This is a genomic window from Rossellomorea sp. FM04394, from assembly GCF_041889765.1.
Classification (GTDB): Bacteria; Bacillota; Bacilli; order Bacillales; family Bacillaceae_B; genus Rossellomorea; species Rossellomorea aquimaris_B.
This window is the reverse complement of record NZ_CP168654.1, coordinates 4,154,085-4,180,794: the sequence shown is the minus strand read 5'-3', so window position 1 is coordinate 4,180,794 and position 26,710 is coordinate 4,154,085. Positions and strand designations below refer to the sequence as shown.

General features: G+C 42.5%; 22 protein-coding genes. 14 read left to right on the top strand and 8 right to left on the bottom strand.

The window, feature by feature from the left end:
* Positions 1 to 122 precede the first annotated feature (122 nt).
* The 7 genes from ACCB35_RS20935 (at position 123) to ACCB35_RS20905 (ending at position 9,743) form a co-directional block, all read left to right on the top strand.
* Complete coding sequence (locus tag ACCB35_RS20935; protein WP_374055163.1) at positions 123 to 1,220, top strand: glycosyltransferase; 1,098 nt, start codon at positions 123 to 125, stop codon at positions 1,218 to 1,220.
* Positions 1,221 to 1,422: 202 nt separating this feature from the next.
* On the top strand, positions 1,423 to 3,483 hold the full coding sequence (locus ACCB35_RS20930; RefSeq protein ID WP_374055162.1) for a cell wall-binding repeat-containing protein: 2,061 nt from the start codon (positions 1,423 to 1,425) through the stop codon (positions 3,481 to 3,483).
* Between the two features lie 12 nt (positions 3,484 to 3,495).
* The gene (locus ACCB35_RS20925) at positions 3,496 to 4,299 is read left to right on the top strand and encodes a hypothetical protein (protein WP_374055161.1); all 804 of its coding nucleotides are present in this window, start codon (positions 3,496 to 3,498) and stop codon (positions 4,297 to 4,299) included.
* A 63-nt stretch (positions 4,300 to 4,362) separates the two neighbouring features.
* Complete coding sequence (locus ACCB35_RS20920; RefSeq protein WP_374055160.1) at positions 4,363 to 6,624, top strand: SpoIID/LytB domain-containing protein; 2,262 nt, start codon at positions 4,363 to 4,365, stop codon at positions 6,622 to 6,624.
* Between the two features lie 378 nt (positions 6,625 to 7,002).
* Positions 7,003 to 7,356 (top strand): hypothetical protein, encoded by a 354-nt coding sequence (locus ACCB35_RS20915; RefSeq protein WP_374055159.1) that lies wholly within the window; start codon positions 7,003 to 7,005, stop codon positions 7,354 to 7,356.
* Between the two features lie 39 nt (positions 7,357 to 7,395).
* A complete protein-coding gene (locus ACCB35_RS20910) occupies positions 7,396 to 8,769 on the top strand; it encodes an O-antigen ligase family protein (RefSeq protein ID WP_374055158.1) in 1,374 nt (457 codons plus the stop codon).
* 5 nt (positions 8,770 to 8,774) lie between these two features.
* Entirely contained in the window at positions 8,775 to 9,743 is a 969-nt protein-coding gene (locus tag ACCB35_RS20905) for a hypothetical protein (protein ID WP_374055157.1), read from the top strand.
* A 515-nt stretch (positions 9,744 to 10,258) separates the two neighbouring features.
* Here the strand turns inward: ACCB35_RS20905 and ACCB35_RS20900 are convergent.
* On the bottom strand, positions 10,259 to 11,059 hold the full coding sequence (locus tag ACCB35_RS20900) for a glycosyltransferase family 2 protein (protein WP_299742926.1): 801 nt from the start codon (positions 11,057 to 11,059) through the stop codon (positions 10,259 to 10,261).
* A gap of 322 nt (positions 11,060 to 11,381) precedes the next feature.
* Here ACCB35_RS20900 and galU point away from each other — a divergent pair, with 322 nt between their 5' ends.
* From galU to ACCB35_RS20880, 4 genes are all read left to right on the top strand, one after another.
* Positions 11,382 to 12,254: a UTP--glucose-1-phosphate uridylyltransferase GalU gene (galU, locus tag ACCB35_RS20895; RefSeq protein WP_374055156.1), complete on the top strand. Its 873-nt coding sequence runs from the start codon at positions 11,382 to 11,384 to the stop codon at positions 12,252 to 12,254.
* A 10-nt stretch (positions 12,255 to 12,264) separates the two neighbouring features.
* Positions 12,265 to 13,575 (top strand): UDP-glucose/GDP-mannose dehydrogenase family protein, encoded by a 1,311-nt coding sequence (locus ACCB35_RS20890; protein WP_374057086.1) that lies wholly within the window; start codon positions 12,265 to 12,267, stop codon positions 13,573 to 13,575.
* 72 nt (positions 13,576 to 13,647) lie between these two features.
* Complete coding sequence (locus ACCB35_RS20885; RefSeq protein WP_052504480.1) at positions 13,648 to 14,784, top strand: glycosyltransferase family 2 protein; 1,137 nt, start codon at positions 13,648 to 13,650, stop codon at positions 14,782 to 14,784.
* Positions 14,785 to 14,957: 173 nt separating this feature from the next.
* Positions 14,958 to 16,769 carry an LTA synthase family protein gene (locus ACCB35_RS20880; protein ID WP_374055155.1) on the top strand — a complete coding sequence of 604 codons (1,812 nt, stop codon included), beginning with the start codon at positions 14,958 to 14,960 and terminating at the stop codon, positions 16,767 to 16,769.
* 11 nt (positions 16,770 to 16,780) lie between these two features.
* Here ACCB35_RS20880 and ACCB35_RS20875 read toward each other — a convergent pair whose 3' ends face one another.
* The 3 genes from ACCB35_RS20875 to ACCB35_RS20865 all read right to left on the bottom strand — a co-directional run bounded on the left by ACCB35_RS20875 (position 16,781) and on the right by ACCB35_RS20865 (position 19,429).
* The gene (locus ACCB35_RS20875) at positions 16,781 to 16,939 is read right to left on the bottom strand and encodes a hypothetical protein (protein WP_374055154.1); all 159 of its coding nucleotides are present in this window, start codon (positions 16,937 to 16,939) and stop codon (positions 16,781 to 16,783) included.
* Between the two features lie 413 nt (positions 16,940 to 17,352).
* Positions 17,353 to 18,414: a glycosyltransferase family 4 protein gene (locus tag ACCB35_RS20870; protein WP_044338402.1), complete on the bottom strand. Its 1,062-nt coding sequence runs from the start codon at positions 18,412 to 18,414 to the stop codon at positions 17,353 to 17,355.
* A 370-nt stretch (positions 18,415 to 18,784) separates the two neighbouring features.
* Complete coding sequence (locus ACCB35_RS20865) at positions 18,785 to 19,429, bottom strand: YigZ family protein (RefSeq protein ID WP_374055153.1); 645 nt, start codon at positions 19,427 to 19,429, stop codon at positions 18,785 to 18,787.
* Positions 19,430 to 20,004: 575 nt separating this feature from the next.
* On the opposite strand from ACCB35_RS20865, the gene ACCB35_RS20860 reads away from it, so the two are divergent.
* Both ACCB35_RS20860 and ACCB35_RS20855 read left to right on the top strand, forming a co-directional pair.
* Positions 20,005 to 21,120: a sensor histidine kinase gene (locus tag ACCB35_RS20860; protein WP_374055152.1), complete on the top strand. Its 1,116-nt coding sequence runs from the start codon at positions 20,005 to 20,007 to the stop codon at positions 21,118 to 21,120.
* A 29-nt stretch (positions 21,121 to 21,149) separates the two neighbouring features.
* Positions 21,150 to 21,827 (top strand): response regulator transcription factor, encoded by a 678-nt coding sequence (locus ACCB35_RS20855; protein ID WP_299742952.1) that lies wholly within the window; start codon positions 21,150 to 21,152, stop codon positions 21,825 to 21,827.
* Positions 21,828 to 22,136: 309 nt separating this feature from the next.
* On the opposite strand, the gene treR is transcribed toward ACCB35_RS20855, so the two are convergent.
* On the bottom strand, positions 22,137 to 22,859 hold the full coding sequence (treR, locus tag ACCB35_RS20850; RefSeq protein WP_374055151.1) for a trehalose operon repressor: 723 nt from the start codon (positions 22,857 to 22,859) through the stop codon (positions 22,137 to 22,139).
* Positions 22,860 to 22,977: 118 nt separating this feature from the next.
* Here treR and ACCB35_RS20845 point away from each other — a divergent pair, with 118 nt between their 5' ends.
* Positions 22,978 to 23,583, top strand: coding sequence for a hypothetical protein (locus tag ACCB35_RS20845; protein ID WP_374055150.1), 606 nt, complete (start codon positions 22,978 to 22,980; stop codon positions 23,581 to 23,583).
* Between the two features lie 36 nt (positions 23,584 to 23,619).
* Here ACCB35_RS20845 and ACCB35_RS20840 read toward each other — a convergent pair whose 3' ends face one another.
* The 3 genes from ACCB35_RS20840 to treC all read right to left on the bottom strand — a co-directional run bounded on the left by ACCB35_RS20840 (position 23,620) and on the right by treC (position 26,538).
* On the bottom strand, positions 23,620 to 23,787 hold the full coding sequence (locus ACCB35_RS20840; protein WP_374055149.1) for a Spo0E family sporulation regulatory protein-aspartic acid phosphatase: 168 nt from the start codon (positions 23,785 to 23,787) through the stop codon (positions 23,620 to 23,622).
* Between the two features lie 75 nt (positions 23,788 to 23,862).
* Entirely contained in the window at positions 23,863 to 24,108 is a 246-nt protein-coding gene (locus ACCB35_RS20835; protein ID WP_374055148.1) for a hypothetical protein, read from the bottom strand.
* A gap of 744 nt (positions 24,109 to 24,852) precedes the next feature.
* Positions 24,853 to 26,538 carry an alpha,alpha-phosphotrehalase gene (gene treC / locus ACCB35_RS20830; protein ID WP_374055147.1) on the bottom strand — a complete coding sequence of 562 codons (1,686 nt, stop codon included), beginning with the start codon at positions 26,536 to 26,538 and terminating at the stop codon, positions 24,853 to 24,855.
* Positions 26,539 to 26,710 lie beyond the last annotated feature (172 nt).

Below are 26,710 nucleotides of genomic sequence, written 5' to 3'. Positions count from 1 at the left end.
TCAAATCAATTAGTATATTATATCACAAACGATAATGTTGAATATATTTCTTTTGTCGGGCATGTATGCAAACCGGCAGTGCAGCAAGTCAGTAGTAAAAAAGAGAGTGTGGTACCCGAGTTATGAAGGTTTTATTATTAGCACCAGCGAATAATGTACATACGAAGAAATGGCTTGATTACTATAATTCGATAGGTATCGAGGTCATGAATATTAGCTTAGAGAACCACAAAGACTCTTCTGAACACATCCCTTGGGAGAATGTAAGCAGAGTCTATTTAAATCTGAAAGTGAATCACAAGATTTCTTATTTATTTACGGTTTCGAGGCTTAAGAAGATCATCAGGAACTATGAGCCTGATCTGATCCATTCACATTATGCTTCGAGCTACGGGTTAATAGGGGCGCTGACAGGATTCAGTCCTTACATCCTATCGGTATGGGGATCGGACATCTATGACTTCCCTAAGCGGAATATGATGAATCGAATCATCCTTCAATACGCATTGAAGAAGGCAGATTATATTTGTTCGACCAGTCCCGCATTAGAACAGGAAACCAAGAAATATATAGATGCAAACAAGCCATTAGCCATAACCCCATTTGGAGTGGATACGACACAATTCAAACCGGACCTGATAGAGAAGGTCGAAGGTCAATTTAGAATCGGGATAGCTAAAGGGATGGAGCCGAAGTACGGGATCGAATATCTCCTGAAGGGCTTTAAACTCTTTCTGGATACACTGGGATCCGAGCGCCAGTACGTTCGTCTGCAACTGGCAGGGGACGGACCTTATATGACGAAATATATGAAACTGACAGAAGACCTCGGCATAGCTGAGAATGTAGAGTTTTTAGGAAGAATCGCGCATGAGGATGTTCCTGATTTTATCTCGTCTCTTCATATATTTGTCATTTCTTCCTTGATTGAAAGCTTCGGGGTTTCGGCTGTTGAGGCACAGGCTTGTGGTGTACCGGTTGTGGCAACCAATGTCGGCGGCCTGCCGGAAGTCGTTCTGGACGGGGAAACAGGCTACCTGATCCCATCTAAGGATCCGGCAGCACTGGCCGACAAACTACTATATCTATATAGGGATTCCTCAGAACGAGAGAAGTTAGGGAGAAACGGCAGGGAGCATGTCATCAATCATTACGATTGGGAAGAGAATTCTAAGAGAATGATAGATCTTTATAATGAAATAATAAAAGGAAAGAGTTAAACAACTCGATTTACGGTAACTCACTTCTCTTCAAACCTACAAATATGAAAGACACTCAAGAATCCTAATGATGGAGAATTGAGTGTCTTTTTTTATAATTATGTAAAAGTTTACGAAAACATGTCAAAAGTATGTCAACTGTTGTCGATATTAATGGTAGAATAAAGGAAAATTTTAATAAAATGGAGGAGAATGCAAAAAAATGAAGAAAAAGATTGCGATGCTTGTTGTGACAATGGCTATGTTTCTAGTCATACCGATTCTGGCATCGGCTGAGAAGAATGTAGTCATTGACCCAGGTCACGGAGGTTGGGATTCAGGTACAACAGGATATTCTGGGAATTCAACTGGTTTTTATGAAAAGCATGCCAATCTGGCAATCTCTGAAAAATTACGGGATAAGCTGAAAGCATTAGGATTCAATGTATATATGACTCATAATGATGGTACAAAGTATTTGAGTCTTCAAGAACGTACAGACATTGCCAATGCATTTGCCAAGGGAAAGAATGACCAGACAGTATTCGTTTCGGTCCATCACAATGCGGCCCCTACAAACCCGTATGTACGTGGATTCGAATCGTATCACTATGATAATAAATATGCTTGGGAAGAGGAATATCCGCCCGATCCGATTCAGGTAGCGTATGGAAGTGAATCCAAGAGATTAGCAGAAACGGTTCACCCGAGTACGGTGAATGCCATCGGACTGACAGACAAAGGAATGAGAAATGATCAGGCGTTTTATGTGATCCGTAACACGCAGATGCCGTCGCTCTTATTGGAGATGGGGTATATGTCGAATCCGACAGAGGAAGCCCTGATTAAAACATGGACGTTCCAAAACAATGCTGCAGAGGGTATTAAGAACGGAATTGTTTCCTACTTCAAAGTGTATGAAGTATATAACGCAGAGAATAAGAGACTTAAAGTCTATAAGACGAAAGAGGAAGCCATTCAATATTCCAAGTCTCAATCCAATACATATGTATTCGATAAATACCAGCAGAAAAAAGTGTATGAGAATCTGAATGAATACAGTGTCTATCAAAAAGGGAATGACAGGCTTAAAACCTTCCCGATCAAAGAAGACGCGATCCAATATGCAGGAACTCTGACAAATACGAGAGTAGTGGATGAACACACTGAAAAGATCCTTTGGTCTAATTATTTACCCAAAAAGTACAGTGTTCAAACAGAAGCAGGCAAAAGTTTATGGTCGTATTACGATGTCAAGAGTGCAATCGATTACGCTAAATGGAAGGCAACGCCATTAAAAGTGGTTGATATTGATTCCAAGGGAGTCATTTGGTCGAGTATCGATGGAGTTAAAATCAATCGTTTCATTAATGATACAAACCTGATCGGTCTCGATCGAATGGAAACGGCGATCAAGGTTTCCAAAGACCTTTATCCTAACGGTTTCTCAAGCTCCAAAGCGAAAAAAGCCGTAGTACTCGCAACAGCATATGACTTCGCAGACGCACTTTCAGTAGGGCCTCTTGCAGCTCAATTGGATAACGCTCCTATTCTATTAACCAGTAAGGACCAGCTTCCTTCAGAAGTAGAAAAAGAGCTTGTGAGACTGAATGCAAAAGAAGTACACATAATTGGTGGTAAAGGAGCCGTTTCAACTGCGGTTCAAGATCGACTGGCGAAGCTTGGACTTACTGTTACAAGAGTCGGTGGAGCTGACCGCTATGATACGAATCTTCTAATCAACAAAAAGCTGACGAATGTAAAAGGTGTATTCGTCGCATCAGGCAAGAATTATGCGGATGCCCTTGGTGCTGCACCGATTGCCTCAGCCAATCAATGGGCGATCGTGCTGACTGGTAAAGATAGCATCAATTCTTCCGCTCTATCGTATATAAAAGGAAAGCAAGTGAAGGTCCTTGGTGGGGGAAGTGCCATTTCATCAACGGTTGAACAATCGATCAAACGCTATTCAACCAATGTTGAAAGACTCTCCGGAGCAGACCGTTATAAAACACTTGCAAAAGTACTGACGAAATTCAAATCAGTGATGGGCTCGGAAAAATTCATCGTTTCCACGGGAACGAATTACCCTGATGCTTTAACCGCATCTGCACTCTCAGTTAAAACAAAGGCGCCAATCGTATTGGTAGGCGGCTCTTTAGATAGTCACCTTGAGGACTTCATCCTCGAGTATCAGCCGGCTGGTGGCGTAAAAGAAGTCATTAAAGTTGGCGGGAAAGTCGATGACAGCATCATTGTAAAAATGAAGAATGTCTTGTATTAAGGAGGACACCCAGTGTTAAACAGTCGTAAAAATATCTTTCTAATCTCTCTGCTCATCTTGTCTATGACTGTCTTCACCGCATGCAATGCTTCCTCTCCAAGTGAGAAAACAACGAAGGAAGAACCTGAAACAACCGAAAGCGAAACGTCGAACGAAGATACCTCTGTAAATGAAGAGACGGATACCACTACTGTTCAGGAAGAAGTGGACGAAGTGGAAGCAGAGGAGCCATCCGAAGGCTCTGAAGAAGAAACATCTGAAGAAGACAATGAAACGAGTGAAAAAGAAAAAGAAGAAGTAAACATGTTACTTCAACAGCTGAAGCCAGAAAAAAACATGGTCAAAACCTTTGAAAATAAGGACTTCAGCTTAACGGAGACAGTGGTCGATCACAATGAAACGCATGTTCAGCGTGTATTCAAAGTGGGAGAGATGGTCACTCTTCAAATCCTTAAATGGGATCAAGACTCGATTCAAGTCGTCTACGAAGAAAGTAATCCAAAGAACGTGAAAGAAAGCATTTTGGACAACTTTACTCCGGATAAAGAAGCGCAGCCACTCGCTGATATCAAGCGTAAAGGAAAAGGCGACACAACCCGATGGGAAATCATCAGTGAAGATGAAACGGTCGAAGTTCCTTACGATACGTATGAACATGTCGTCGCGGTTCGAAGCACGGTGAAAAACGGAAACGTGAATACCATCAATACGATGTACTATGCTCCCGGGATCGGCATGATCAAAGAAGTATATGAAGAAACAGGAGACAACGGATATAAAATTGAATCCGTTTTGAAAAAAGTAGAAGCTCTATAAGATCCTGAAGGTGTTCCGTTTTGGAACGCCTTCCTCAAGTACATACTGCAAGGAGGAAAAACATTGAAGAAGAAGTTACTATCTATGCTGGTCCTTTCCACTATGGTGACGGGAATGATGGCAGCACCGATTGATACAAGTGCAGCGGGTGAGCCCATTTCTGTCAAGCTTCAGAATTATATCGGAAGTAAGAGTTCACTTCCATTTAGTGTAAATGGGGACTATCAAGTGAAAGGGACATCGATTTTCATCCAGCCCGGAACTGCCTACACACTCAAGGTTGAGTCAGGGAATCTATCTCTTTACAAAGGTTCTACACTAGTGAAAAAGTTCAGTGGCAACGTATCGATCATTCCGACGATCACGGAAGCGATGGATCGTTCCATGACGATTAAAGGAAATTACGACAAGCAATACTTAGGAGAAGTTGAGTTTACGGTTGAATCCAGTAAATATGTTAGACCTGTGAATCATATCAATCTGGAAGACTACTTAAAAGGCGTGGTCCCGGCGGAAATGCCTGCTTCCTGGGGCGGTAACGGCGGACTGGATGCTTTGAAAGCTCAAGCTGTAGCGGCCAGAACCTTTGTATTGAAAAAGGGAAACTGGACGATTTATGATGGGCAAAGTGATCAAGTCTATAAAGGCTATGATTGGAACACCTATACAACAAAAGCGGTCAATGAAACACAAGGTGAAGTTCTGAAAAAAGACGACAGCTATGCGGAAGCTTTTTATTCTTCATCTAACGGGGGAAGAGTATTCTCGAATCAAAATGTGTGGGGCTCAGATTTAGTTCCTTACCTGGAAACGAAACCGGACATCTATGATGCGAAAATCTCACCACATGGAAATTGGGCAGTTCCTCTTACGAAATCTCAATTCGACGCAAGCGAGTTAGATCTTAAGAAACCGGAAGCATGGTGGTCGGACGCGAAGGAAAAAGATCAAACGATCATTTCCAACATGAAATCATGGTTAAAAAATAAGAATCATATTGATGAAAAGAGTGAAATAAAAATCGTCGATATTAAGGATGTCTCTTTTGATATCCCGGATGCTTCCTTCACTTCGACAGATGTATTAAAGGGAACCGTATCGTTCACTTATTTTGAGAAAAAAGATAGTGGATTTGTGAAAAATGAAGATGAAACCATCAAGCTGCAAACGAAAACGATTAATGATCGCTCTTATAACATTCGTTTTATGCTGGGAACATCGATCATGAAGAGTCCTTATGTAAAAGAATTGAAAGAAACAGATGAGCTTTACACGATCAACGGCGGGGGTTTCGGCCACGGAATCGGGATGAGCCAATACGGTGCGTACCAAATGTCGAAAGAAGGAAACAACTTCAGGACGATCCTGGGCTACTACTACCCGACAACAAGCGTGAACAGAGAATTGGACTTAAACGACTATTCTCATGAACTTGAAGGGATCGACCGTTACGAAACAAGCGTAAGCGTATCAGAGTATGGCTGGGAAAATAAATCGAAGGCTGTTGTCATCGGCCGCGGCGATTTATCCATCGATGCGTTAACAGGAAGTGTACTGGCGAAGAAATTGGATTCACCATTATTATTAACCACATCCAAGTCACTTCCAGAGACAGTTCTGGATGAGATTAAGAGACTTCAGCCTGAAAAGGTCTACTTACTTGGTGGTACGAATGCCATCAGTAGTAATGTTGAGAATCAATTGAAAGACTTATCTGATGTTACACGCATCAGCGGGGCAGAGCGTTATGAGACAGCAGTGAAAGTGGCAGATCAAATTAACAACAATGATGAAATTTTTGTTGTGACAAAAGACGAGAAATCCCCGGATGCCTTGTCGATTGCTTCCTATGCAAGCATGATGCAAATCCCGATTCTTTACACGACAAAAGATACTCTTCATGAAAGTGTTGAAGCTTACATGAAAGAGAATACGATCAATAAAGTAACAATCATTGGCGGTCAGTCTGCCGTTTCTACTGGAGTGGAACGACAATTGATGAGTCTTGCTTCAGATGTGTCAAGGGTATACGGAGATGACCGATACCAAACAAGTCTGACCATTGCAGAGAAATATAGCAGTGAGTTTGAAGAAAAGACATTATTCTTCGCGCGCGGAGACGTCTTCATCGATGCCCTGCCTGCATCTTCATTGGCAGCAGCGATGAAATCACCATTAATCTTGACGCGTAAGGATCAATTGCCGGACAATGTGAAAGCATGGCTGGATGAGCGTACTGTCCTGGCCGATACCTACTTCTTAGGCGGTAAAGGTGCTATTTCAGAATCTGTTCGTCAAGAGATCCAACAGGCTTTAGCGAATTAATTTGAATCAAGGAGCTGCCATTCTTCGGGATGGCAGTTTTTTAATAGGGTTGGAGCCCATCCAGCCCTACTACCAGCCAGATATTCGGTAGCTGAAAATGAGTAACTTCCCCACATATAGATCAAACTTCCAAAATTATGACTATAAATCATGTTTGTAACACATATTTAACATAACGGAATCATAGAGAATCTGCGTCATTTTTCAGTATTGACAAGGGTGACGAAGCGTAGAGATGCAAGGAACAAAGCATTTTCAAATGGTTGGTTTTCATGTATAATTTTTTATTGTTGTTTCAATTATCAAGACGTAACAGGGTGCGTCCCTATTTACATAAGAAAGACGAATTCGACGGTCCTCATAGGAAAGGAGTTTGTAATGAAAAGACAGTTTGCCGCTCTACTCATTTTGATCACCTTATTTTTAAGCGGCTGCGGTGACCAGCCATTGAAATTCAGAAACCTTCTGGAAGCGGATCAATATATTCGCAATAATATCGAAAACACGGATTGGGATGCCTTTAAATATATGCTGAGTCCTGACAACACAGTGACAGAAAAGGACTTCAACTATCTTAAAGAGAAACTGACATCTCAACGCAAAAGTTATTTTCATACCGAAGCTGTCAATAAGTTCTATCGTTTTAATAAAGATAATGAATTGGTTTATATGACGGAGTGGGAGAAGAAGGACGGAATTCTTTTACTCAAGGATATAGACTATATTCAATAAGGCTTTTCCATAAACTAAAAAGACAATGAGGAGTTTAGTATGAATTTTTCCACACTCATGAACAAGTATGAGCCGAGGATGAAGCAGATCATCTTGATTTTAGTGGCCGGATATTTGTTCTTCGCCCAGTTCTCTACTCAAGCTAAATACATCAAGCTTCTCCCCGTACCCGTTCCTGCGGTGCTGACATTGGGAGTTGGCTCACTATTATTCCTGTATTACGTACTCAATCGAAAACGTTTGACGCAAACCTCGGAGTTTGATAAATACTTGAAGCGCTTCCTGATTCTGTTCCTTATCTCATTGGCACTGGCTATTCTTTCTGCCTTTTATACGGCTACGGTATTGAATAGTGTCGAGTATATGAACTACCTGAAAAGCTCGATGATCACGCGACTTGCCTATTATCTCAGCTTTTTCATGTTTGTGTACTTCGGCTACCGGTTGCTTGCGAATGAGCCGAAGGATAACGAAAGCATCATCAAAGTCTACCCGTTGTCGATATCATTATTAGTGGCAGTAGCCTTTTGGCAGCTGGCCTATTTCATGTTCAACATTCCATTCCTTAATTTAAATACCCGTTCCTTCGTTCATAGCGTTGAGGGAGTGACACTGTTCGACTTCCGAATCACTTCCTTCACAAATGAACCAAGCTATATGGGACCGTTCTTGATCGATCTGATCATCCTGGCATTCCTGTTTGTGAAACGGAAATGGGTGTATGCAGTCGTCGTACTCATCCCGACGCTTTTCATCCTGGCCTTTACGTTTTCCGTGAGTGCCTATTTTAATCTGGTACTCGTGATAGGCTTCTTGATGGTCTATCTCATGTTCCATCCAAGATTCCCGAAAAAGATCCTTTGGATGATTCCATTGGTGGGGATCATCGGGATTGCCGGTCTTTATCTCGTAAACCCGGACCTGCTGGCGAAATTCTTCTCTCCGATTTGGGGAAGAAGAGATAATCTTTTTGATCCGACACAATCAAGCAGGATTTATATGTACGTCATGCCATTCCAGTGGCTGTTCGATCATTCCATCGTATCGGGACTATTCGGATACGGCCCGGGGGCTTATGAGTTCCTGGCGGGTACCAAGATTGTGCCACATACTCAGATGAGCCTGGCCATCTCGGCAAACAATATGTTTATCGATGTCCTATTCGAGCAAGGTGTCATCGGACTCCTTCTATTATTGACAGGATTAATTTCCATCGCCGTATTCCTATTGAAGAACGGCATGAAGAACATGTACTACTTCATTGCATTGGTAGAGTACTTTCACCTGATGGTCACATCCTTATACAGAGCGGATTATGTCACACCACGATTCTGGGCAGTTCTATTAGTCATCGCCGTGCTAGTGAAAATCGGTGAAATGAAACACAAAGATAAGCAAAATGTAATGGAGTGATACAGTTGAGTTCTTACAAAATCTTTCTTTCATATCTGATCTTTGTGGTTCTTTTGTTCGGCATCATCGTTGGCGTGAAAACAAAAGAGGTGCAGAAAAGTGAATATAAATCGGTCGGAAACGAATATTCACTCCTGAATTTCGGCTTAGGCGAAAGGTATCAGGAAGTCTTTAAGGTCATGAAAGATCCCGAATCCAAAGATGAAGTCCTGGATGATCCAGCACAGAAGCTTAGCGTTCACTTCACGGGCGGAGAAGCAGACTACCTGGTCACATCCAGTAAAAAGTTCAAGATTTCCGAAACGATCAATGTTGGAGACGACCTGCAAAAGGTCATTGATAACAACTTAGAGCTGGACATGTTTGAATATAAAGCAGATGAAAATGCGACAACATCGTATGTATATATGATAATCGATGAACAAAGCGTAGTGTTCGAAGTGGAAGAAGGTAAGATTGCCAAAATACTACTGGCTCAAGAAGAAATTCCTATCGTCGAGCTGATAGGTGCTCTGAATGAAGAATTGGCGACGGAAGAGTTCCTTGAGCTGACAGACGAAGAGCTTCTTGAAGAGTCCGGCATGCTGAGCTTCCGGATCGATTACGAAAAGAACAACAGAAAAGTACTATCAGATGAATTCCTGCAATACGTGGATGCAGGCCTTTTACCAGAGACGCCATTGCCAATCGGGTATTCAGAAAAGAACCTGTTCCGTAAATACGGTGATCCTGTTTACATCTTCGAAGGACAAGGCGAGGTTGAATTCTACTACTACTATAAAGAGTTCAATTCCTTTGTTGGATTAAACGAAGATAAGCGACTCGTGGAAATCAAGTTCCCGGTAAACATCCCGGCAGCGGAATTCGAAAAGATCCATGGCGATCTTGAAAATGAGCTCGAGCTTGAACCAAACGAGCTGAAGTTAACGAAAGAAAATGACATGATTACGGAAGTCATTTTAAAAGAGAAGTGATTTCTTGAGATGCACCCGGGCAAGTGGGGTGCATCTTTTTAATTCGATCTTTTCGTAAAGTTTGTTGCTATTGTAGAGAAGAAAGTACTAGTTGATTTCCGCTCCAATCAACTTTCTGAGCATGAATCCTTAATCGAAAACAATCTCATTGAAGGTAAGTAGAGATTGATTGTCTCAAGGAAGTATATTTTAAGTTATTTTGTTTTCTAGCACACTTTGAAGCTCTGTCACAAAAAAACCTGTAAAAGATGGTGAGGGGAACTGCGCAGACTCCTGCGGAAGTACGGGCGTGCCGAGACCCCGGAAGCGAAGCTGAGGAGGCTTGGCCGAACGTCCGCGGAAAGCGGAGCAGTTCCCCTCACCATCCAGCACACACTAATTAACAGAGCCTTGCAGAACTCATGTTAAAAACAACAAATTTTACGAAAAGTGCCTTTTTATTTTACGGCGTTCATCGCAAAAAAACGGCAGGCACCCAAAACCGGGCGCCTGCCGCAAAACAAATCAAACAAACACTATTTCTTCTCATACCTAAAAATCTCCCTGAACGCTTTACCATAATAGCTAAACGGCTCATCTAAATGACGATACTTCTTCAACGTGAAGAGGGTCAATAGAACCACCGCAGTAGGGGTATTGTACATTCTCTTGAACAAAGGCCCTTTTCCGATGAACGATTTCTCATATAATCGGGTCTGCATCTCAGGCTTCTCATGATTGACGACAACCTTCGGATAATAGCTGATGGATTTATGATTTCTGGCCAAATCGAATAAGAAGACATTTTCTTCACCAGAAGGATAAATCGCACCCAAGCCGAACTTCTCGTCGAATCGGATCAGGGAAGGCTCGATGTTCGCCGTTTGGATAAAGATTTCAATAGAAGACTTCTTCAACAGCTTACCGGTTGTAACCTGTTTCTGCTCTTCTTCGTCATATTCTTTATAGTAGACGCCCTTGATCGGATCATAGATTTGGAAGCAAGCGACATCGGTCTCGAGATTCTCATTGAAATAATCGACAACAAGCTGGAACGAGTCGTCATTATACCAGCAGTCATCATCCGAAAACGTCAGAATGCTTCCACTCGCATGCTCAATACCAACGTTCCGGGCAAGTGACAACCCTTTACGGTCAATTTCAATATGATTGTATTTAAAGTTAACATCTTTTAAAACGGATGTAATATAATTGTGATTGTCTTGTGATACAATAATGACTTCGAAGTCTTTGTATGATTGATTATTAAGACTTTCAAACAATCGTTTCAATTCCTCTGGCTTCGTTCCAAGAGTTGGTACGATTACACTAATCATTTTCTTCATCCTCACATCTGAAATTACTCGCTATATTATAGCACAATAAACCCGTGAGATTAAGAAATCAACAACATATGGTATAATACACATGAATTTTAATAGATTTTGGCTCATTCGAGTGAAACCAAAGTTTCACTCGCCTTTCAGCGAATAGCTGAAAGGTAGCCTCTTGGTGAGAAAACGCATGAGCAAAGAAATTTGCTCGGGCGTTTTCTCACCAAGAGGCGTAAATGAGCCAAAATCTGCAGACACTATTAAAAAGACTTCGAACCAGTAGAATAAGAACAATTGATTTACACAAAACTAAGAGGTGAGTTCTTTGAGAGTAAAAAAAGCGATTATCCCGGCTGCGGGTTTAGGTACGAGATTCTTACCAGCAACAAAGGCACAGCCGAAAGAAATGCTACCAATTGTAGATAAACCTACAATCCAATATATTATCGAAGAAGCAGTCAATTCCGGGATAGAAGATATCCTGATCGTGACGGGTCGCGGAAAACGTGCCATCGAAGACCATTTTGACAAGTCTTTAGAGCTTGAAGAAATGCTTGCCATGAAAGAAAAATACGATGAGCTCGAGCAAATCAAACAAATCTCTCATATGGCGGACATTCACTACATCCGTCAAAAAGAGCCAAAAGGACTCGGACATGCCATCTGGTGTGCCAGAAAATTCATCGGCAATGATCCTTTCGCCGTCCTTCTTGGAGACGACATCGTAGTCTCTGAGAAACCTTGTCTAAAACAACTGATCGATGAATTCGAAGAAAAAGAAGCGAGCATCATCGGCGTACAGGAAGTCCCTGACGAGGACGTATCCAAATATGGTGTCATCGACGTGGCAGACCCTAATAATGACGGCCCACTATTTAAAGTCAAAGGACTCGTGGAAAAGCCAAAACTGGAAGATGCGCCATCCAACATGGCCATCATGGGTCGCTACGTGCTCACACCGGATGTACTTGATATTTTAGGAAACCTGGAGCCTGGTCAAGGGAATGAAATTCAATTGACAGACGCTCTTCAAGAATTAAATACGAAGCAAAATGTTTACGGTTATTCTTTTGATGGTAAAAGATATGATATTGGAAACAAATACGGCTTTGTTCAAGCAACAGTAGAGTTTGCTTTAATGAGAGATGACCTTAAAGGTCCATTGAAAAGCTGGTTAAAAGACATCATTTCAGAATGAACAAGGAGAAATTAAGATGAACATTTGTGTAATTGGTACAGGTTATGTAGGGCTTGTTTCAGGCGTATGCTTCAGTGACGCCGGAAATAACGTGACGTGCCTGGATATAGACGCTCAAAAAGTAGAGAACCTGAAAAATGGGATCATCCCTATTTACGAGCCGGGCTTGACCGAATTAGTAGAAAAGAACATCAGCGAAGGCCGCCTATCCTTCACAACGGATTATGCTGAAGGAATGAAGGACGCGGATCTTGTCATCATTGCGGTCGGAACTCCTCCAAAAGAGAATGGTGAAGCGAACCTTCAATATATCGAAGCGGCTGCCCGCTCGATTGCAGAGCACCTTCATGACTATAAAGTGATCGTAACGAAGAGCACGGTTCCAGTCGGAACAGGTGCCATGATCAAAGGTGTCATCAAAGAGGTTGTCGGACATGAAGAATTCGATGTCGCATCAAACCCTGAATTCCTTCGTGAAGGATCGGCCATTTACGATACGGTGAATATGGAAAGAGCGGTCATCGGTGTGGAATCAGAGAAAGCAGAGGCGATCCTGAAGGAATTACATGCTCCTTTTACCAAAAATATCGTAGTGACAAATATTGAAACATCTGAAATGATCAAATATGCGTCCAATGCGTTCCTTGCAACGAAAATCAGCTTCATCAATGAAGTCGCAAACGTGTGTGAACTTGTTGGGGCAGACGTGACGAAGGTAGCAGAGGGAATGGGGTATGACCCGCGTATCGGCCCTCAATTCCTGAACGCAGGAATCGGTTACGGAGGTTCTTGTTTCCCTAAAGATACAAGTGCCCTTGTCAAGATTGCCGATCAAGTGGGCTACGACTTCAAGATCGTCAAAGACGTTGAAGCCGTGAATGGTCTTCAGCGCTTTAAGGTTGTGGACAAGCTGGTAGAAGCCTTCGGTGGCGACCTGACAGATAAGAAAATTGCTGTCCTTGGACTTGCGTTCAAGCCGAATACAGATGATATGAGGGACGCACCTTCTGTCGATGTCATTCCTAAGCTGCAAGAACTTGGAGCGGACATCACGGCATATGATCGCATTGCAGAGAAAAATGCAAAGGCGCTCATTCCAAACCTTCGTACAGGACAAGATCTGTATGAAGTGATCCAGAACTCAGATGCCATCCTGATTCTGACAGAATGGGATGAAGTAAGAGAGCTTGATTTAGAAAAAGTAGCTACACTAGTAAACAACAAAGTAATCATTGATGGACGTAATATCTTTGATCCTGCTCATATGGAAGAAAACGGATTCTACTATGCGTCAATCGGAAGAAAAACGATCAAAGCATAACAAGATAGGTGGATCCTTCATCAGGGTCCACCTTCAATTGGTATATAAGGTTAGATGAGAGGAAGTCATGATATGATACTGGAAATAATCTTTTGGCTGCTGATACTTCTTTCGGTTTATATCTATGCCGGTTATCCGATCCTGCTGAAGCTCATATCAGGAGTTGTCAAAAAGGATCAAATCACCGATACAGGCTATGAACCAAAGGTAACGCTCTTTATCGCAGCGTACAACGAAGAGAAAGTCATCGCTGAAAAAGTACAAAACTCTGTGGATCTTGATTATCCGCAGGACAAGCTTGAAATCATCGTTGTGTCAGATGATTCTTCCGACAGAACGAACGACATCGTCAATGAGTTCGTGGCGAAATACCCGAACGTGAAGCTGAATGTCGTGAAAGGAAGAAAAGGGAAGACAGCGGCACTGAACAAGTCCGTCCCAATGGCAACTGGAGAAGTCCTTGTATTCTCCGATGCGAACTCCCTTTACAATAAGGATGCCGTTCATCACTTAGTGAAGCACTTTAAAGATGAAGAAATCGGCGGGGTTTGTGGTGAACTGAGATTAACGAACCCAACCAACTCTTCAATCGGGGAGTCGGAGGGTGCTTACTGGAAGTATGAGAAACTCTTGAAAATGCTCGAGACGGCAACCGGTACGACAATCGTAGCAAATGGTTCGATCTATGCCCTCCGTAAGGAATTATTCAAAGAAATGAATCCGAACGTCGGGGATGATATGCAGAACCCGCTCATCATCATCAACCAGCAAAAGAGATTCGTCTATGAGCCGAACGCGATCACGATGGAAGAAACATCGCCGAAATCATCAGAAGAATTTGGCCGTAAAGTCCGCATCGTAACGCGAAGCTTCACAGGGATCATGAGCTACAAGCATGTGTTGAATCCTGTAAGGAATTTCGATTTCTTCTATAAATACATGTCTCATAAATTCTTAAGATGGCTTGTTCCTTACTATATGATTGCAATCTTTATCATTAATCTTTTCTTACTGGATCAGCCACTCTATCAAGTGATGTTCGGCCTACAATTGGCATTCTATCTCCTCGCACTATTAGGCAAAGTGACGAGCAACAAAATAACGTATATCCCATACTACTTCTGCCTCGTAAACTATGCTGCCTTCCTCGGTACACTGAGAGCGATCTCAGGTAAGAGACAGGCAACATGGACACCTACTAGTAGATAATGGAAACAAAACCCGGTTTGAGCCTCCTCAAACCGGGTTTTTTCGCGACTTTATTTGTCGTGTCCGTCTCTTATAAAGTCGATTTCTACAATAAAATGTCACACCCTGACTTTATAAGTAAAAGGAAAAGTGTTAAAATTTTATTACAATTATGTAAACGGGGTATAAAGATTATGAATCTAGTAAACAAGTTAAAAGAGGCGCTGCTTTCCATATGGCAAGACAAGCTCCTGCTCATCTCTGCCATCGGCCTTTCCATTAAAGTCGTATTATTCTATTTATTATTAGGAAAAGGCCTATTCGAAGTGAAAAGCTTATTCGTGACGCTTCCAGGCAGTATTTTAATGTTATTTTCTTTTGTATTTTTATTTAAAACCTGGTCCAGAAAAACGGCCATAATCGGTCTCAATGTCATAGCGACCCTCCTGCTGCTGTCCCAGTTATGGTATATCCGCTATTTTGGAACACCACTATCGTTCTTTGCACTGCTGCAGACGTCCAACCTTTCAGGGCTCGGACCGAGCATCATGGAACTGATCAACGGGCTCGATGTCCTATTTGTAGTGGATATCATTCTATTGCTCATCCTGACGAAAAAGAAATCATTTTCAATTCCTAAGGTACAATGGAAAACCTTCATCATCCTCTTCCTTGCAGGTTTCAGCATCCTTGCCGTGAAACCATTGAAGAACCACTATGTCGACGGTACTCCATACGCTCAGATCTTCAAGATTTACGATCGCTATGATTACATATTGAAGTTCAATCCGCTTCAATACAGCGTGTTGGATATGTACCTGTTTTATCAAAACAATCGATATATAGACCTGAACGAGGAAGAAGAAAAGCTCGTGAAAGAATGGTTTGAAAATAAAGAGGAAAATAGGGAAAAGAGACTGTACTTAAACAATAAGTACGAAGGAGTCGGAGAAGGGAAAAACCTCATCATCCTGCAATTCGAATCCCTTGAAAACTGGGTGCTGAATAAAAAGGTGAACGGGAAAGAAGTAACCCCCAACCTGAACAAACTGTTGAAGAACAGTATCTATGCGTCCAACTTCTATCCGCAAACAAAGGGCGGACGAAGCTCAGATGCAGAGTTTGTCGTGAATACATCCCTGATGCCGGTCATGGAAGGAAGCACATTCTTCCGCTATCCGACAAATGATTATACGACGCTTCCCGGCTTATTGAAAGAGGAAGGGTATTCAACCTACGCCTTCCACGGGGACGAGGGAACGTACTGGAATAGAAGAGAAGCTTACCCGCATATCGGAATTGATGAATATCACGCCATTGAGGAGTTTCACGAAGGCGAAGAAATCGGAATGGGCTTGAGTGATGAAGAATTTTTCCACCAATCGGTCGAATTCCTGAGTGAAAAGGAGCAGCCTTACTTTGGCTATCTGATTACACTGACAAGTCACACGCCTTTCGTGATCCCGGAGAAATTCAGGGGCCTTGAATTTGAAGCCCAGTACAGTGACACATCAGCCGCTCATTACCTCCAGTCCATCCACTACACGGATATGGCGGTCGGCAAGCTGATGGAGGATCTTGAAGCGAATGATATGCTCGATGACACGATGATTGCAATTTTCGGAGATCACGCTGCTTTCGAAAACAGCTACAAAGATCAAATGATGAAAGAAAATCCAAAGGTTGAAGGGATCGACGAAGAGGGCAGAGTGCCGTTCATCCTCTACAATCCTGGCATGGAACCGATGGAACTGGACAAGGCCTACGGTCAAGTCGATATCTTCCCTACTCTTGCTTATGTCATGGGCATTGACGATAAGAAGTATGAAGATGTGGTAATGGGAAGAAACATGCTCACATCCGATGACAGTTTTGCCGTCATCCCACTCGAGAATACGATTCGATCAGATCGAGAGCTTGCTGAAGAGAAGAAAGAATTCGAACTGAAAGCACAGGAAGTATCGGATCTCATCATCAGAAGCAATTACTTCGAGAAAAAAGAATAACGCTCGCACTCCTATCTCATGAGGTAGGAGTGTTTTTTTTGTTCTGCGATTTTCTTCAATTCGTTTGCTCTCATCTCGATGAATGTGTGCATGTACCTTTTTAAAAAGAGCTTGTCTGCAAGCGTCCCGATTAAACCCAGTGGAGCTTCATAAGAGAATGTGTCCTTCATTAGTGTGCCGTTTTCCTTCTCGTGAAATTCATGTATGTGAGTAAAGGATTTAAATATCAAGAAAATTCGACACGGAGGATCAATAAATTGAAATGAGGATCAATTAATCACCTTTCAGGATTAAAAAAACCAACCAGGATTAATGATTGTATATCAGGATCAATTATATACCAAACCGGATCAATTCTCCCGCGAAGCCCATCTCAACCTACAGATCCGTCACCAGAATCTGCCTTCAGGCTGGCTATAAACTACATTCCCAGCTAAAAAAGGACAATCTAAAGAAAATCTCCCTATAATCAGCCAATTTGGAGCCATAATCGGTCTCAATCAGACAAAAAAGAAAACCTTGGATAATCATCCAAGGTTTTCTACTAATCTAGTATTTTCCACGCATAGACGAAAGCGTGTGCTTATCTTTCGCGTAATTTCTTCATTGTATTAATGAGTGGCTTATGCTGACCGATCAATCCAACCACTTCTGCCGTCAACTGAATGATAATCACCAGGACAGCGGAGAATAAAATAGCTCCCCAAAGCGTTGATCGTGTGAACAGGATCGCGCATAGTCCGAAAAATGCTCCAATCGCGTAAATGATCAAGACCGTCTCTTTATGAGAGAAGCCCATTGCCAGTAAGCGATGGTGTAAATGAGATTTATCAGGTGCTGAAATCTTTTGCTTATTCAGGATACGTCTGATAATGGCAAAGAACGTATCGAAAATCGGTATAGCCAGGATGATAATTGGAACAACTAAACTGAAGATCGTGACACTCTTGAACAATCCAAGGAGCGAGATGATGGAAATACAATAGCCAAGGAATAATGCTCCCGTATCACCCATAAAGATCTTCGCAGGATTGAAGTTGAAGAATAGGAATCCGATTGTCCCACCGATCAGGATGACGGTAAGGGCAACCACCATATACTGACCATTCATAGCTGCAAGAGCCATAATGGAAGTCATGGCAATGACGGATACTCCGCCTGCAAGTCCATCCAGTCCATCAATCAGGTTGATGGCATTGGTGATTCCAACGATCCAAAGAATACCGAACACATAACTGAAATTCCCTAAATATATACGCTCTGCCACGAACGGCAAAGTGATAAAGTCAATTTTAAAGTCGGCAAACACGACGATACAAGCTGCCAGAATTTGTCCAACAAGTTTAGCTTTAGGTGACAGGGTAAAGCGATCATCGAGGATCCCTACGATCAGGATGATTCCACCCCCTAGAATGACCGGCCAAAGTGGAGCAATCAGATCATTCAAGTACAACAGGCCAGCTGATGCACCTATGACGATCGACAAGCCGCCCACACGAGGCATGAGTCCTTTATGGACCTTTCGATGGTCTGGTTTATCGACAAAGCCAAATCGCTTGGCGAATTTGATTACGAATGGAGTCACTGCTACAGAAACAACTAAAGAAATAGCAAAAGCAATTACAAAATCAATTAGAGAGTACATTCGTTCACCTCTTTTTCTTCTATGGGCACTCCAATTGTAAGAATACCACATATTTAATGATGTGCAACATTTTTTTTAAGGGAACAATTACTAAAATGCGTAGTGGCTATTTTGTCAAAAAAAGCAGAGGCTTTCTTCATTAGACGTCGAATTTTAGTGAAAAGTTTCAAAAGTAACAAGTTAATTTATTACTACCCATTAACCAGATGGATTTAAACGTCAGGATGTCCGATTAATTTCACCATTGTAGGCGAAAAAAGCTTATTTCTCTATCCGTCTAAAGAGTCATTTTTCCGTGTTACTTCTATACAATTAGTATGAGTTTAATGATGGCTTTGTAAGAAAAAAGATTTTTCCAATGTAAATATTTTTACGAGTTGGTTTCAACAGGCGTTTCAAGGTATTCAACATCGCCTTCTATTATGTCAGCCTGTCCATTTGTGAGCTCCGTCATCCACTCAATGAACGAGGATTTATTGGCTTCCTCGACATACACCTCGACCTCAACGGCTTCCAGGTACTGGATTTCCTTCAACTGATAACGGGAGGACCTTACTTCGTTTTCCACTTTTCCCAGCCACGTATAGTCAATCGTGGACTTCATGATGCGCATCAAGCTTCTTTCCACGATGCCTGCAGCATTCAAACCTTCTGACGTCGCACGTCCATACGCCCGGATCAGTCCACCTGCGCCAAGCTTGATCCCGCCGAAATAGCGGGTGACCACGACAACGGTATCTTTAAGATCCCTCTTCTTTAATACCTCGAGCATCGGCACTCCGGCAGTCCCACTGGGTTCACCATCGTCATTCGCTTTCTGGATCAGATTATTCTCACCGATCATATAGGCAGAACAATTATGGTTCGCATCCGAGTGCTTTTTCTTAATGGCTGCAATGAATTCCTGTGCTTCTTCTTCAGATTCCACACGACTGACGTATGTGATGAATCTGGAGCGTTCTATATTGATTTCATGTTCTCCGTAACCCTTGACGGTATTATAGTGATGTAGCAATACGGTTTCCCCTTTCCATTTCCTTATGTATGAATAATGGCGAAATACGCGTTTTATCTCTATTTGCATCCTATATCTACTATATATAAAAGTAGAACGGATTGCACATAAATAAAGATCAATTTCCAATTCCATACGGAAAAAACTGGTTTTACATGAAATAATGGTAATACAATGTAATCAAACTTTAATCTCCGACAATATATGACATGGTATAATGGACGCTGATAGTAATACTTCAGTTGTTCCAAAGCTCTGAAAGGGAAGTCGAATGGTCTAGATAATTCCCATTCATTCTCTTCCAACCTTGAGCGAATGATCCCTTGGTAGAGGTATTACATAGGAATATGCCTAGATGAATAAAGGGTTTTGTGATTTTGCATTGAAATGATAAGAGGTACGATTTTAAAGCGGAATGGTAGGTCTATGGACATAATGAATGGACCTGATCGAAAGCTGAAAAACCACTTATTATTATGCAAGAATAGTTTTTCGTAAAGCTTTATTCTAGGTTGACTACTATTGGTGGAACAAAAGAGGGGTGTACCGTGTCACTTAAAAAAATAAACACCAAGATGTTAGATAGCATCCTGAAAAAGATGGTCGATACGGTTGACGAAAGTAAGGATGAAATCTTCCAGATTGGCGAGCAATGTCGAACTGATTATGAAGATTTGATGAAAGAATTACTGGATGTAAAAGAAATGGTCTTGAAAGTGATTGATGAAGGAGATGACCTCCAACAGAAATCCAAGTTTGCACGGCTTAGACTTTCCGAAGTAAGCAAACATTTTCAAACCTATTCAGAAGATCAGGTAAGAGAAGCGTACGAGAAAGCTCATGACCTGCAAATGAAATTATCCATGAATAGACAGCAAGAAAAGCAGCTGAGAGACCGCCGGGATGAACTCGAGAGGCGTTTACACTCACTCGGGGACACGATCGAACGGGCAGAAAACCTTTGCTCACAAATATCCGTCGTTCTCAATTACTTAAATAGTGACTTAAGGCAAGTGAATGAGGCACTGGAGGACGCAAAGCAGCGTCAGGATTTCGGACTTCAAATCATTGAAGCACAAGAGGACGAGCGGAAACGCTTATCCCGTGAAATTCACGACGGACCTGCGCAAATGATGGCCAACGTCTTAATGCGTTCCGATCTGATCGAACGCGTCTACCGTGAAAAAGGGACAGACGATGCCATCAGGGAAATCCGCGACCTTAAACGGATGGTCCGCTCAGCCCTATACGAGGTCCGGCGCATCATTTACGACCTCAGACCAATGGCACTTGATGACCTGGGGTTGATTCCGACCCTCAAAAAATACTTGAGTACAATCGAAGAGTATAACCAGAAGACCTCCATTCAGTTTGTGAATATGGGGCTCGATATCAGACTTCCTTCAAAATTCGAAGTCGCTCTATTCCGATTAGTACAAGAAAGTGTCCAAAACGCACTTAAGCACGCTGAAGCATCACATATCCAAGTTAAAGTAGAAGTAAAGAAAGACCAAATAACAGTTGTTGTCAAAGACAACGGCAAAGGATTCGATAAAGAACAACAGAAAACAGGATCCTTTGGCATCATGGGGATGAAAGAACGTGTCGACCTTCTCGAAGGAGACATCACGATTGACTCAAAAGTAGGGACAGGAACGGTGATACTGATCCAGGTTCCGCTTAATAAGTAAATTTTCCAAGGTTTAGGGAGGCGAAAGACATGGCAACAAATATTGTTATCATTGATGATCATCAGCTTTTCAGAGAGGGAGTAAAACGAATCCTGGAATTCGAACCTTCTTTCAACGTAGTAGCAGAAGGCGATGACGGTTCAGAAGCCATGAACCTAGTAGAAGCACACGAACCGGATGTTGTCCTGATGGATATCAACATGCCTGAAACAAACGGCGTAGAAGCAACTCGTGAACTGATGGACAGATACCCGGATACAAAAGTCATCATCCTATCCATCCACGATGACGAAAACTATGTAAACCATGCGCTGAAAACGGGAGCACTGGGTTATCTATTGAAAGAGATGGACTCAGAAGCACTTGTCGACGCAGTGAAGATCGTCGCAGACGGCGGTTCCTACGTACATCCGAAAGTAACACATAACCTGGTAGCCGAGTACAAGCGCCTGGCAAACGCCCAAAACTCAGGTGGATTCCAACAATCCGAAGTTCGCCGCCCGCTTCACCTATTAACGCGCCGCGAGTGTGAAGTACTGCAGATGCTCGCAGACGGAAAGAGCAACCGCGGAATCGGTGAAGGCCTGTATATCAGCGAAAAAACTGTCAAAAATCATGTAAGTAATATACTACAAAAAATGAACGTTAATGACCGTACCCAAGCCGTTGTAACTGCGATCAAGAATGGTTGGGTGGAAGTACGATAAGTGCCGGTAACTAAATAGAGTATTGTACATTTGTTGTTGAGAGAGCGGTCCTTCTTTGAGAAGGGCCGTTTTTTTGTTTGATTGGTGGGGTTTTGGATTGAGTTAGGGCTTTAGATTGTCTGTTTCAGCTAGGAATGAGATTTTCAATGGGATTGAAGGCCGAAATAGGATGGAAATTCCTGATCTAGTCTCCTCTCGCAGAGGAATTGACCCCCGGTGTCGAATTTTCTTTGCGCGGCTTGCGATGTACCCATCCGCGACAACATAGACAATTAAAAATCCACTCCCCAACCAGGAAGTGGACCCACCTTAATGCTTTCTCCGTGCAAAATCAACAAACCGGAACATATCCAATCGGTGGCGCGATTCGGTATATTCAAACAGCGTCGCATCCTTCAAGTGCACATAATTCTTCACGACAACGACATGATCATAGTCGTGTAAGTCAAGATACTTCCGGTCCTCATCTGTGCATTCTTCAACGACGATTTCTTTTTTGGCGAAATCGATGGGAAGTTCAAGCTCGCCTTCCAAATACTCATATATGGAGTTCTCGCATATTTCCTTTGTCAGAAGCGGCACCTGCTCCTTGAGGAAATAGGACTTGTCCAGAATGATTCTCTCACCACCGATTCGACGGGAGCGAACGACTTTCCAGACTTCTGCGGTCGCAGAGGTTTCAAGGACTGAAGCAAGCTGATCACCGGCACCAATCAATCCGAAGTCATGAACGAATGTCTCGATCTGATCCCGGCCCATCGAAGTCTGCAGCTCTTTAAAGCTCACAAGACCCGATATCGGAAAGCTCATCCTGGAGACATCCAGTACAAGGGAGCCTTTTCCCCGGAGCTTTTGAATGAGTCCTTTTTGAGCCAGTAATGTAAGCGCTTTACGAATTGTCTCACGTGAAGTGGCATAGATCACCGAGAGCTCGTTTTCCGAAGGCAGGATCGAATTCGCTGTATAGGTGCCATCCTGTATTTTTTCAGAGAGATCCTCGAAGATTTGTTTGTATTTATTGCTTTTCGTCATAATATCACCTGCTATTATTTTACCATAATTAATTGGAAGAAATGAGATTGAACTTGAGTGTTGTGAATATTTTCAATAGAATGGAGATAGCGCAAATTTTAGAAAAGGGTGAAGAGCATTGTCGAAACAGCATTGGAAGAAAATCATGTTGGGAATTGGCATGAGTACGTTACTATTGGGTGCTTGTGGTGCAGACGAAGAGAAGAAGGAAGAGAACACGAACAGTACGGAAGAGGTAAAGCCAAGTGAAGACCCGGCAACAGATGAAGCGGCATCTCTGAATCAGATGACACAAATCGTTGAGGATGCGAGCGAGCTGAAAGAAGCAGAGGGTATCCCCGAAGAAGAGAAAACGGCGATCAACGCAGCCTTTGATCAATATATCAATGCATTTAACGAAGAAGACTTCGAATCATACATGAGTGTCATCTCGAAGACACCGGTGAATTTCGAATACGAAGACGAAGAGCGTTATGTAAAACAAATCTTTGATTCCGTCGATTCAAAGCGTACAGTTGAAAACGTAAAGATTATCAATTATGCAGCTGGTAAAAAAGCAGATGTGTATGCAGAAATTGAAGCGACAACGAAGGACCCTAATAGCGATAAGGAAGTGACTCGTTCCGGTAAGCAAGTGACTGTCTTCCATAAGAAAGAAGATGGATGGAAGGTTGCTGCGATTTTCTTCCTGGCGAGTGAAGGGGAAGAGGAACCGGCAGAATAAAAAAGGAAGGCTGTGCCCGTCGGCAGCCTTCCTTTTTTATTTTTGATTCAATTGGTGGTAAACGTTAAATAGATCATCAAGTTCCTGACTAAGAAGCACCGTGTCGGGATGCGTGAATCCATCCTGTTGGGCAAAGGATTGCAGTTGCATTCGTTTTAATTCCATTTCTTGAATGGTGGTTTGAACGTTTAGCGTGATGCTCATGGCAGGAACTCCTTTTTAATTTATTATCCCACAATCGCCTCTAAATGTTAACTAGTTTATTTAATCGGTTTACTATTAGGTGTGCTGATCGGGATTCTTCTTAAAGAATTTCGAGCGGACCAGAAGCAACATGATAGCGAATCCATAATTAACAACCGCAATAATTGCAAATGCCGGAAACTGGTCAGGCATCGGATTGCCGGAAAGCAGGGCTGGGGTGATAATAGCCAGCGGCAGTGTTCCACTGATGAAGCCCATGATGGCGAATACGAGCAGGCCGGTGCGAATGATCTTTTTAAGGGATGGATTGTCTGTGAACATAGGTAGCCCTCCTGGAATCTGTTTTAGTTGCCATTTTATATAACTAGTATGTATTGAAAAAATCTTCTCACGATGATCTCATTCCTTGTCTTTCTTGAAAAATTTTGAGCGTATGAATAAGGTGAACACGCAACTTGCAAAGGTTAATAAAGCTAATATGATGATAGCGGGGTATTGTGAAGATAGTTGTCCATCCCGAAATAATAGCAGAGTGACAATGCTAAGGGAAACTGTTCCGCTGATCCCGATGAAAATGGAGAAAATAAGTAAGGCAACGCGAATGAGTTGATTTTGGTTGGTCTGACTAGTGATCATGTTTATCAGTTCCTTCTTTCTTGAAAAATACTGCCCTAATGATTAGTGATACTGCACATGTCCCGTATAAGAATAGAAACATCGGGCTGATTACAGGTATTAGTGAGGGCAAATCTTCTTTGGGAATGATCCATGTAATAAAAGTAATCAGGCCAATGGTACCCATTGTTCCTATGAAAATCGGGTAGAGTAGTAGCGAAAAGCGTATCGATTTTCTTAGTTTCTTTTTGTATGTCTGCATGTACATCCCATTCCCTTTCCCTGTTACAATATGGGTTGCGTTCTCTGTACTTCTTTTTCATTTCGATGATAGTACTTTTTAACAAGTGGAGTGACTAAACACCTAATACCCATATTATGGTTTTATTAATCCTTCTATTATTTTAACGTAAAAAAGGCATTGTCGGGGTAAACAATGCCTTTTCTTTATTATTTTGTAAAATGAAACACAACAGACTCATAAGGACGGAGCGTAATGTTCTTATAAGCATTTGCCGTATCGTCATAGTTAGACAACAATACCCCGCTCGACCAGCCTTCAACCTCAACCTCATCAGGAAGAACGAACTCCGTTTCATGACCATAGAAGTTGTTCACCACAAGCAATTTTTCCCCATCGCCATTACGGACATAAGCAAAAATATCACGGTGATCTTCCAGAATCAATTGATAGTCGCCGTCCACAATAATGTCATATTCCTTGCGAAGGCGATTCAGCTTCTGATAGTGATAGAAGACAGAATTCTCGTCTTTCAATGCTTGTTCTGCATTGATTTCTTTATAATTCTTAGCCACTGGGATCCAAGGAGTTCCGCTCGTAAATCCGGCATTCTCATCACCGTTCCACTGCACAGGAGTCCTTGAGTTGTCACGGGATTTATGTCGAAGAATCTCTAAAATCTCTTCTTCGGATTTACCTTGCTCTTTCAAAATATTGAAGATGTTGATCGACTCAACATCACGGTATTCATCAATGCCTGTGAACTTAGGGTTCGTCATTCCGAACTCTTCCCCTTGATAGATATAAGGGGTACCTTGCATCATATGAATCGTCGTCGCGAGCATCTTCGCCGATTCACTATGGTACTTACCATCATTGCCGTAGCGGGACACGATACGGGGCTGGTCATGGTTGCACCAGAACAGGGCATTCCAGCCACCGCCTTTATTCATTTCACGCTGCCAGGTAGATAGGATTTCCTTTAGTTTAAGAAAATCAAAGTCAGCTACCGACCATTTTTCCCCGTTCGGATAATCCACTTTCAGATGGTGGAAGTTGAACGTCATGCTGAGCTCGTTCCGGTCAGGGCGTGAGTATTTGATGCAGTGATCGATTGTTGTAGAAGACATCTCACCAACCGTCATGATGTCGTATTGAGAGAAGACTTCCTTGTTCATCTCCTGCATATAGTCGTGGACCTTGGGACCGTCTGTGTAGAACTTGCGGCCGTCTCCAGGAGCCACGGAACCGTCATCCTCAGGGAAATTCTGATCTTTCGATATTAGGTTGATAACGTCTAAGCGGAAACCGTCGACGCCTTTTTTCAACCAGAAGTGCATCATGTCATAAAGCTTCTTGCGGACCTCATCGTTCTCCCAGTTCAAGTCAGCCTGCGTCACGTCAAAGAGGTGAAGGTAGTACTGACCAGTTTCCTCATCATACTGCCATGCGTTGCCACCGAACTTGGACTGCCAGTTTGTCGGCTCGGAACCATCGGGCTTGCCGTCCTTCCAAATATAGAAGTCCCGGTACTCGTTATCCTTCGACTTACGGGACTCGATGAACCACTGATTCTCCGTGGAGGTATGGTTGATCACGATATCCATGATGATCTTGATCCCACGCTCGTGAGCCTGTTCCAATAGCTCATCGAAATCTTCCATCGTCCCATACTCATCATGAATATTGAAGTAATCGCTAATGTCATACCCATTGTCACGCTGAGGACTCTTGTAGATCGGCGTCAGCCAAACCACATCAACCCCAAGCTCCTTCAAATAATCCAACTTCGCCGTAATCCCCTTAATATCACCAACGCCATTCCCCGACGTATCATAAAAACTCTTCGGATAAATCTGATACACAACCGACTTCTTCCACCAAGGCTGCTTCATACCTAAAACACCATCCTAGATTAAATTTTGAGGGACGGACCTCAATCGATTTCACTCATACAGAATCATGGCCGTCAAACATGACTCTTCTGCGATTTTGCTATTTTAAGATCCGCCAAGAGGGACGGACCTCCAACACATATTCCTCTGATATCTGACCCTTAGGACCGAC

Excerpts from the sequence above, each read along its gene's own strand:
- ACCB35_RS20835 (WP_374055148.1), bottom strand. The coding sequence starts at position 24,108 with ATGTTCACAGACAATCCATCCCTTAAAAAGATCATTCGCACCGGCCTG.
- treC (WP_374055147.1), bottom strand. The coding sequence starts at position 26,538 with ATGAAGCAGCCTTGGTGGAAGAAGTCGGTTGTGTATCAGATTTATCCG.
- ACCB35_RS20840 (WP_374055149.1), bottom strand. The coding sequence starts at position 23,787 with ATGAGCATCACGCTAAACGTTCAAACCACCATTCAAGAAATGGAATTA.
- ACCB35_RS20875 (WP_374055154.1), bottom strand. The coding sequence starts at position 16,939 with ATGAAGGACACATTCTCTTATGAAGCTCCACTGGGTTTAATCGGGACG.
- ACCB35_RS20910 (WP_374055158.1), top strand. The coding sequence starts at position 7,396 with ATGAATTTTTCCACACTCATGAACAAGTATGAGCCGAGGATGAAGCAG.
- ACCB35_RS20915 (WP_374055159.1), top strand. The coding sequence starts at position 7,003 with ATGAAAAGACAGTTTGCCGCTCTACTCATTTTGATCACCTTATTTTTA.
- ACCB35_RS20860 (WP_374055152.1), top strand. The coding sequence starts at position 20,005 with ATGTTAGATAGCATCCTGAAAAAGATGGTCGATACGGTTGACGAAAGT.
- ACCB35_RS20885 (WP_052504480.1), top strand. The coding sequence starts at position 13,648 with ATGATACTGGAAATAATCTTTTGGCTGCTGATACTTCTTTCGGTTTAT.
- ACCB35_RS20930 (WP_374055162.1), top strand. The coding sequence starts at position 1,423 with ATGAAGAAAAAGATTGCGATGCTTGTTGTGACAATGGCTATGTTTCTA.
- ACCB35_RS20935 (WP_374055163.1), top strand. The coding sequence starts at position 123 with ATGAAGGTTTTATTATTAGCACCAGCGAATAATGTACATACGAAGAAA.
- ACCB35_RS20880 (WP_374055155.1), top strand. The coding sequence starts at position 14,958 with ATGAATCTAGTAAACAAGTTAAAAGAGGCGCTGCTTTCCATATGGCAA.
- treR (WP_374055151.1), bottom strand. The coding sequence starts at position 22,859 with ATGACGAAAAGCAATAAATACAAACAAATCTTCGAGGATCTCTCTGAA.
- ACCB35_RS20855 (WP_299742952.1), top strand. The coding sequence starts at position 21,150 with ATGGCAACAAATATTGTTATCATTGATGATCATCAGCTTTTCAGAGAG.
- ACCB35_RS20900 (WP_299742926.1), bottom strand. The coding sequence starts at position 11,059 with ATGATTAGTGTAATCGTACCAACTCTTGGAACGAAGCCAGAGGAATTG.
- ACCB35_RS20870 (WP_044338402.1), bottom strand. The coding sequence starts at position 18,414 with ATGTACTCTCTAATTGATTTTGTAATTGCTTTTGCTATTTCTTTAGTT.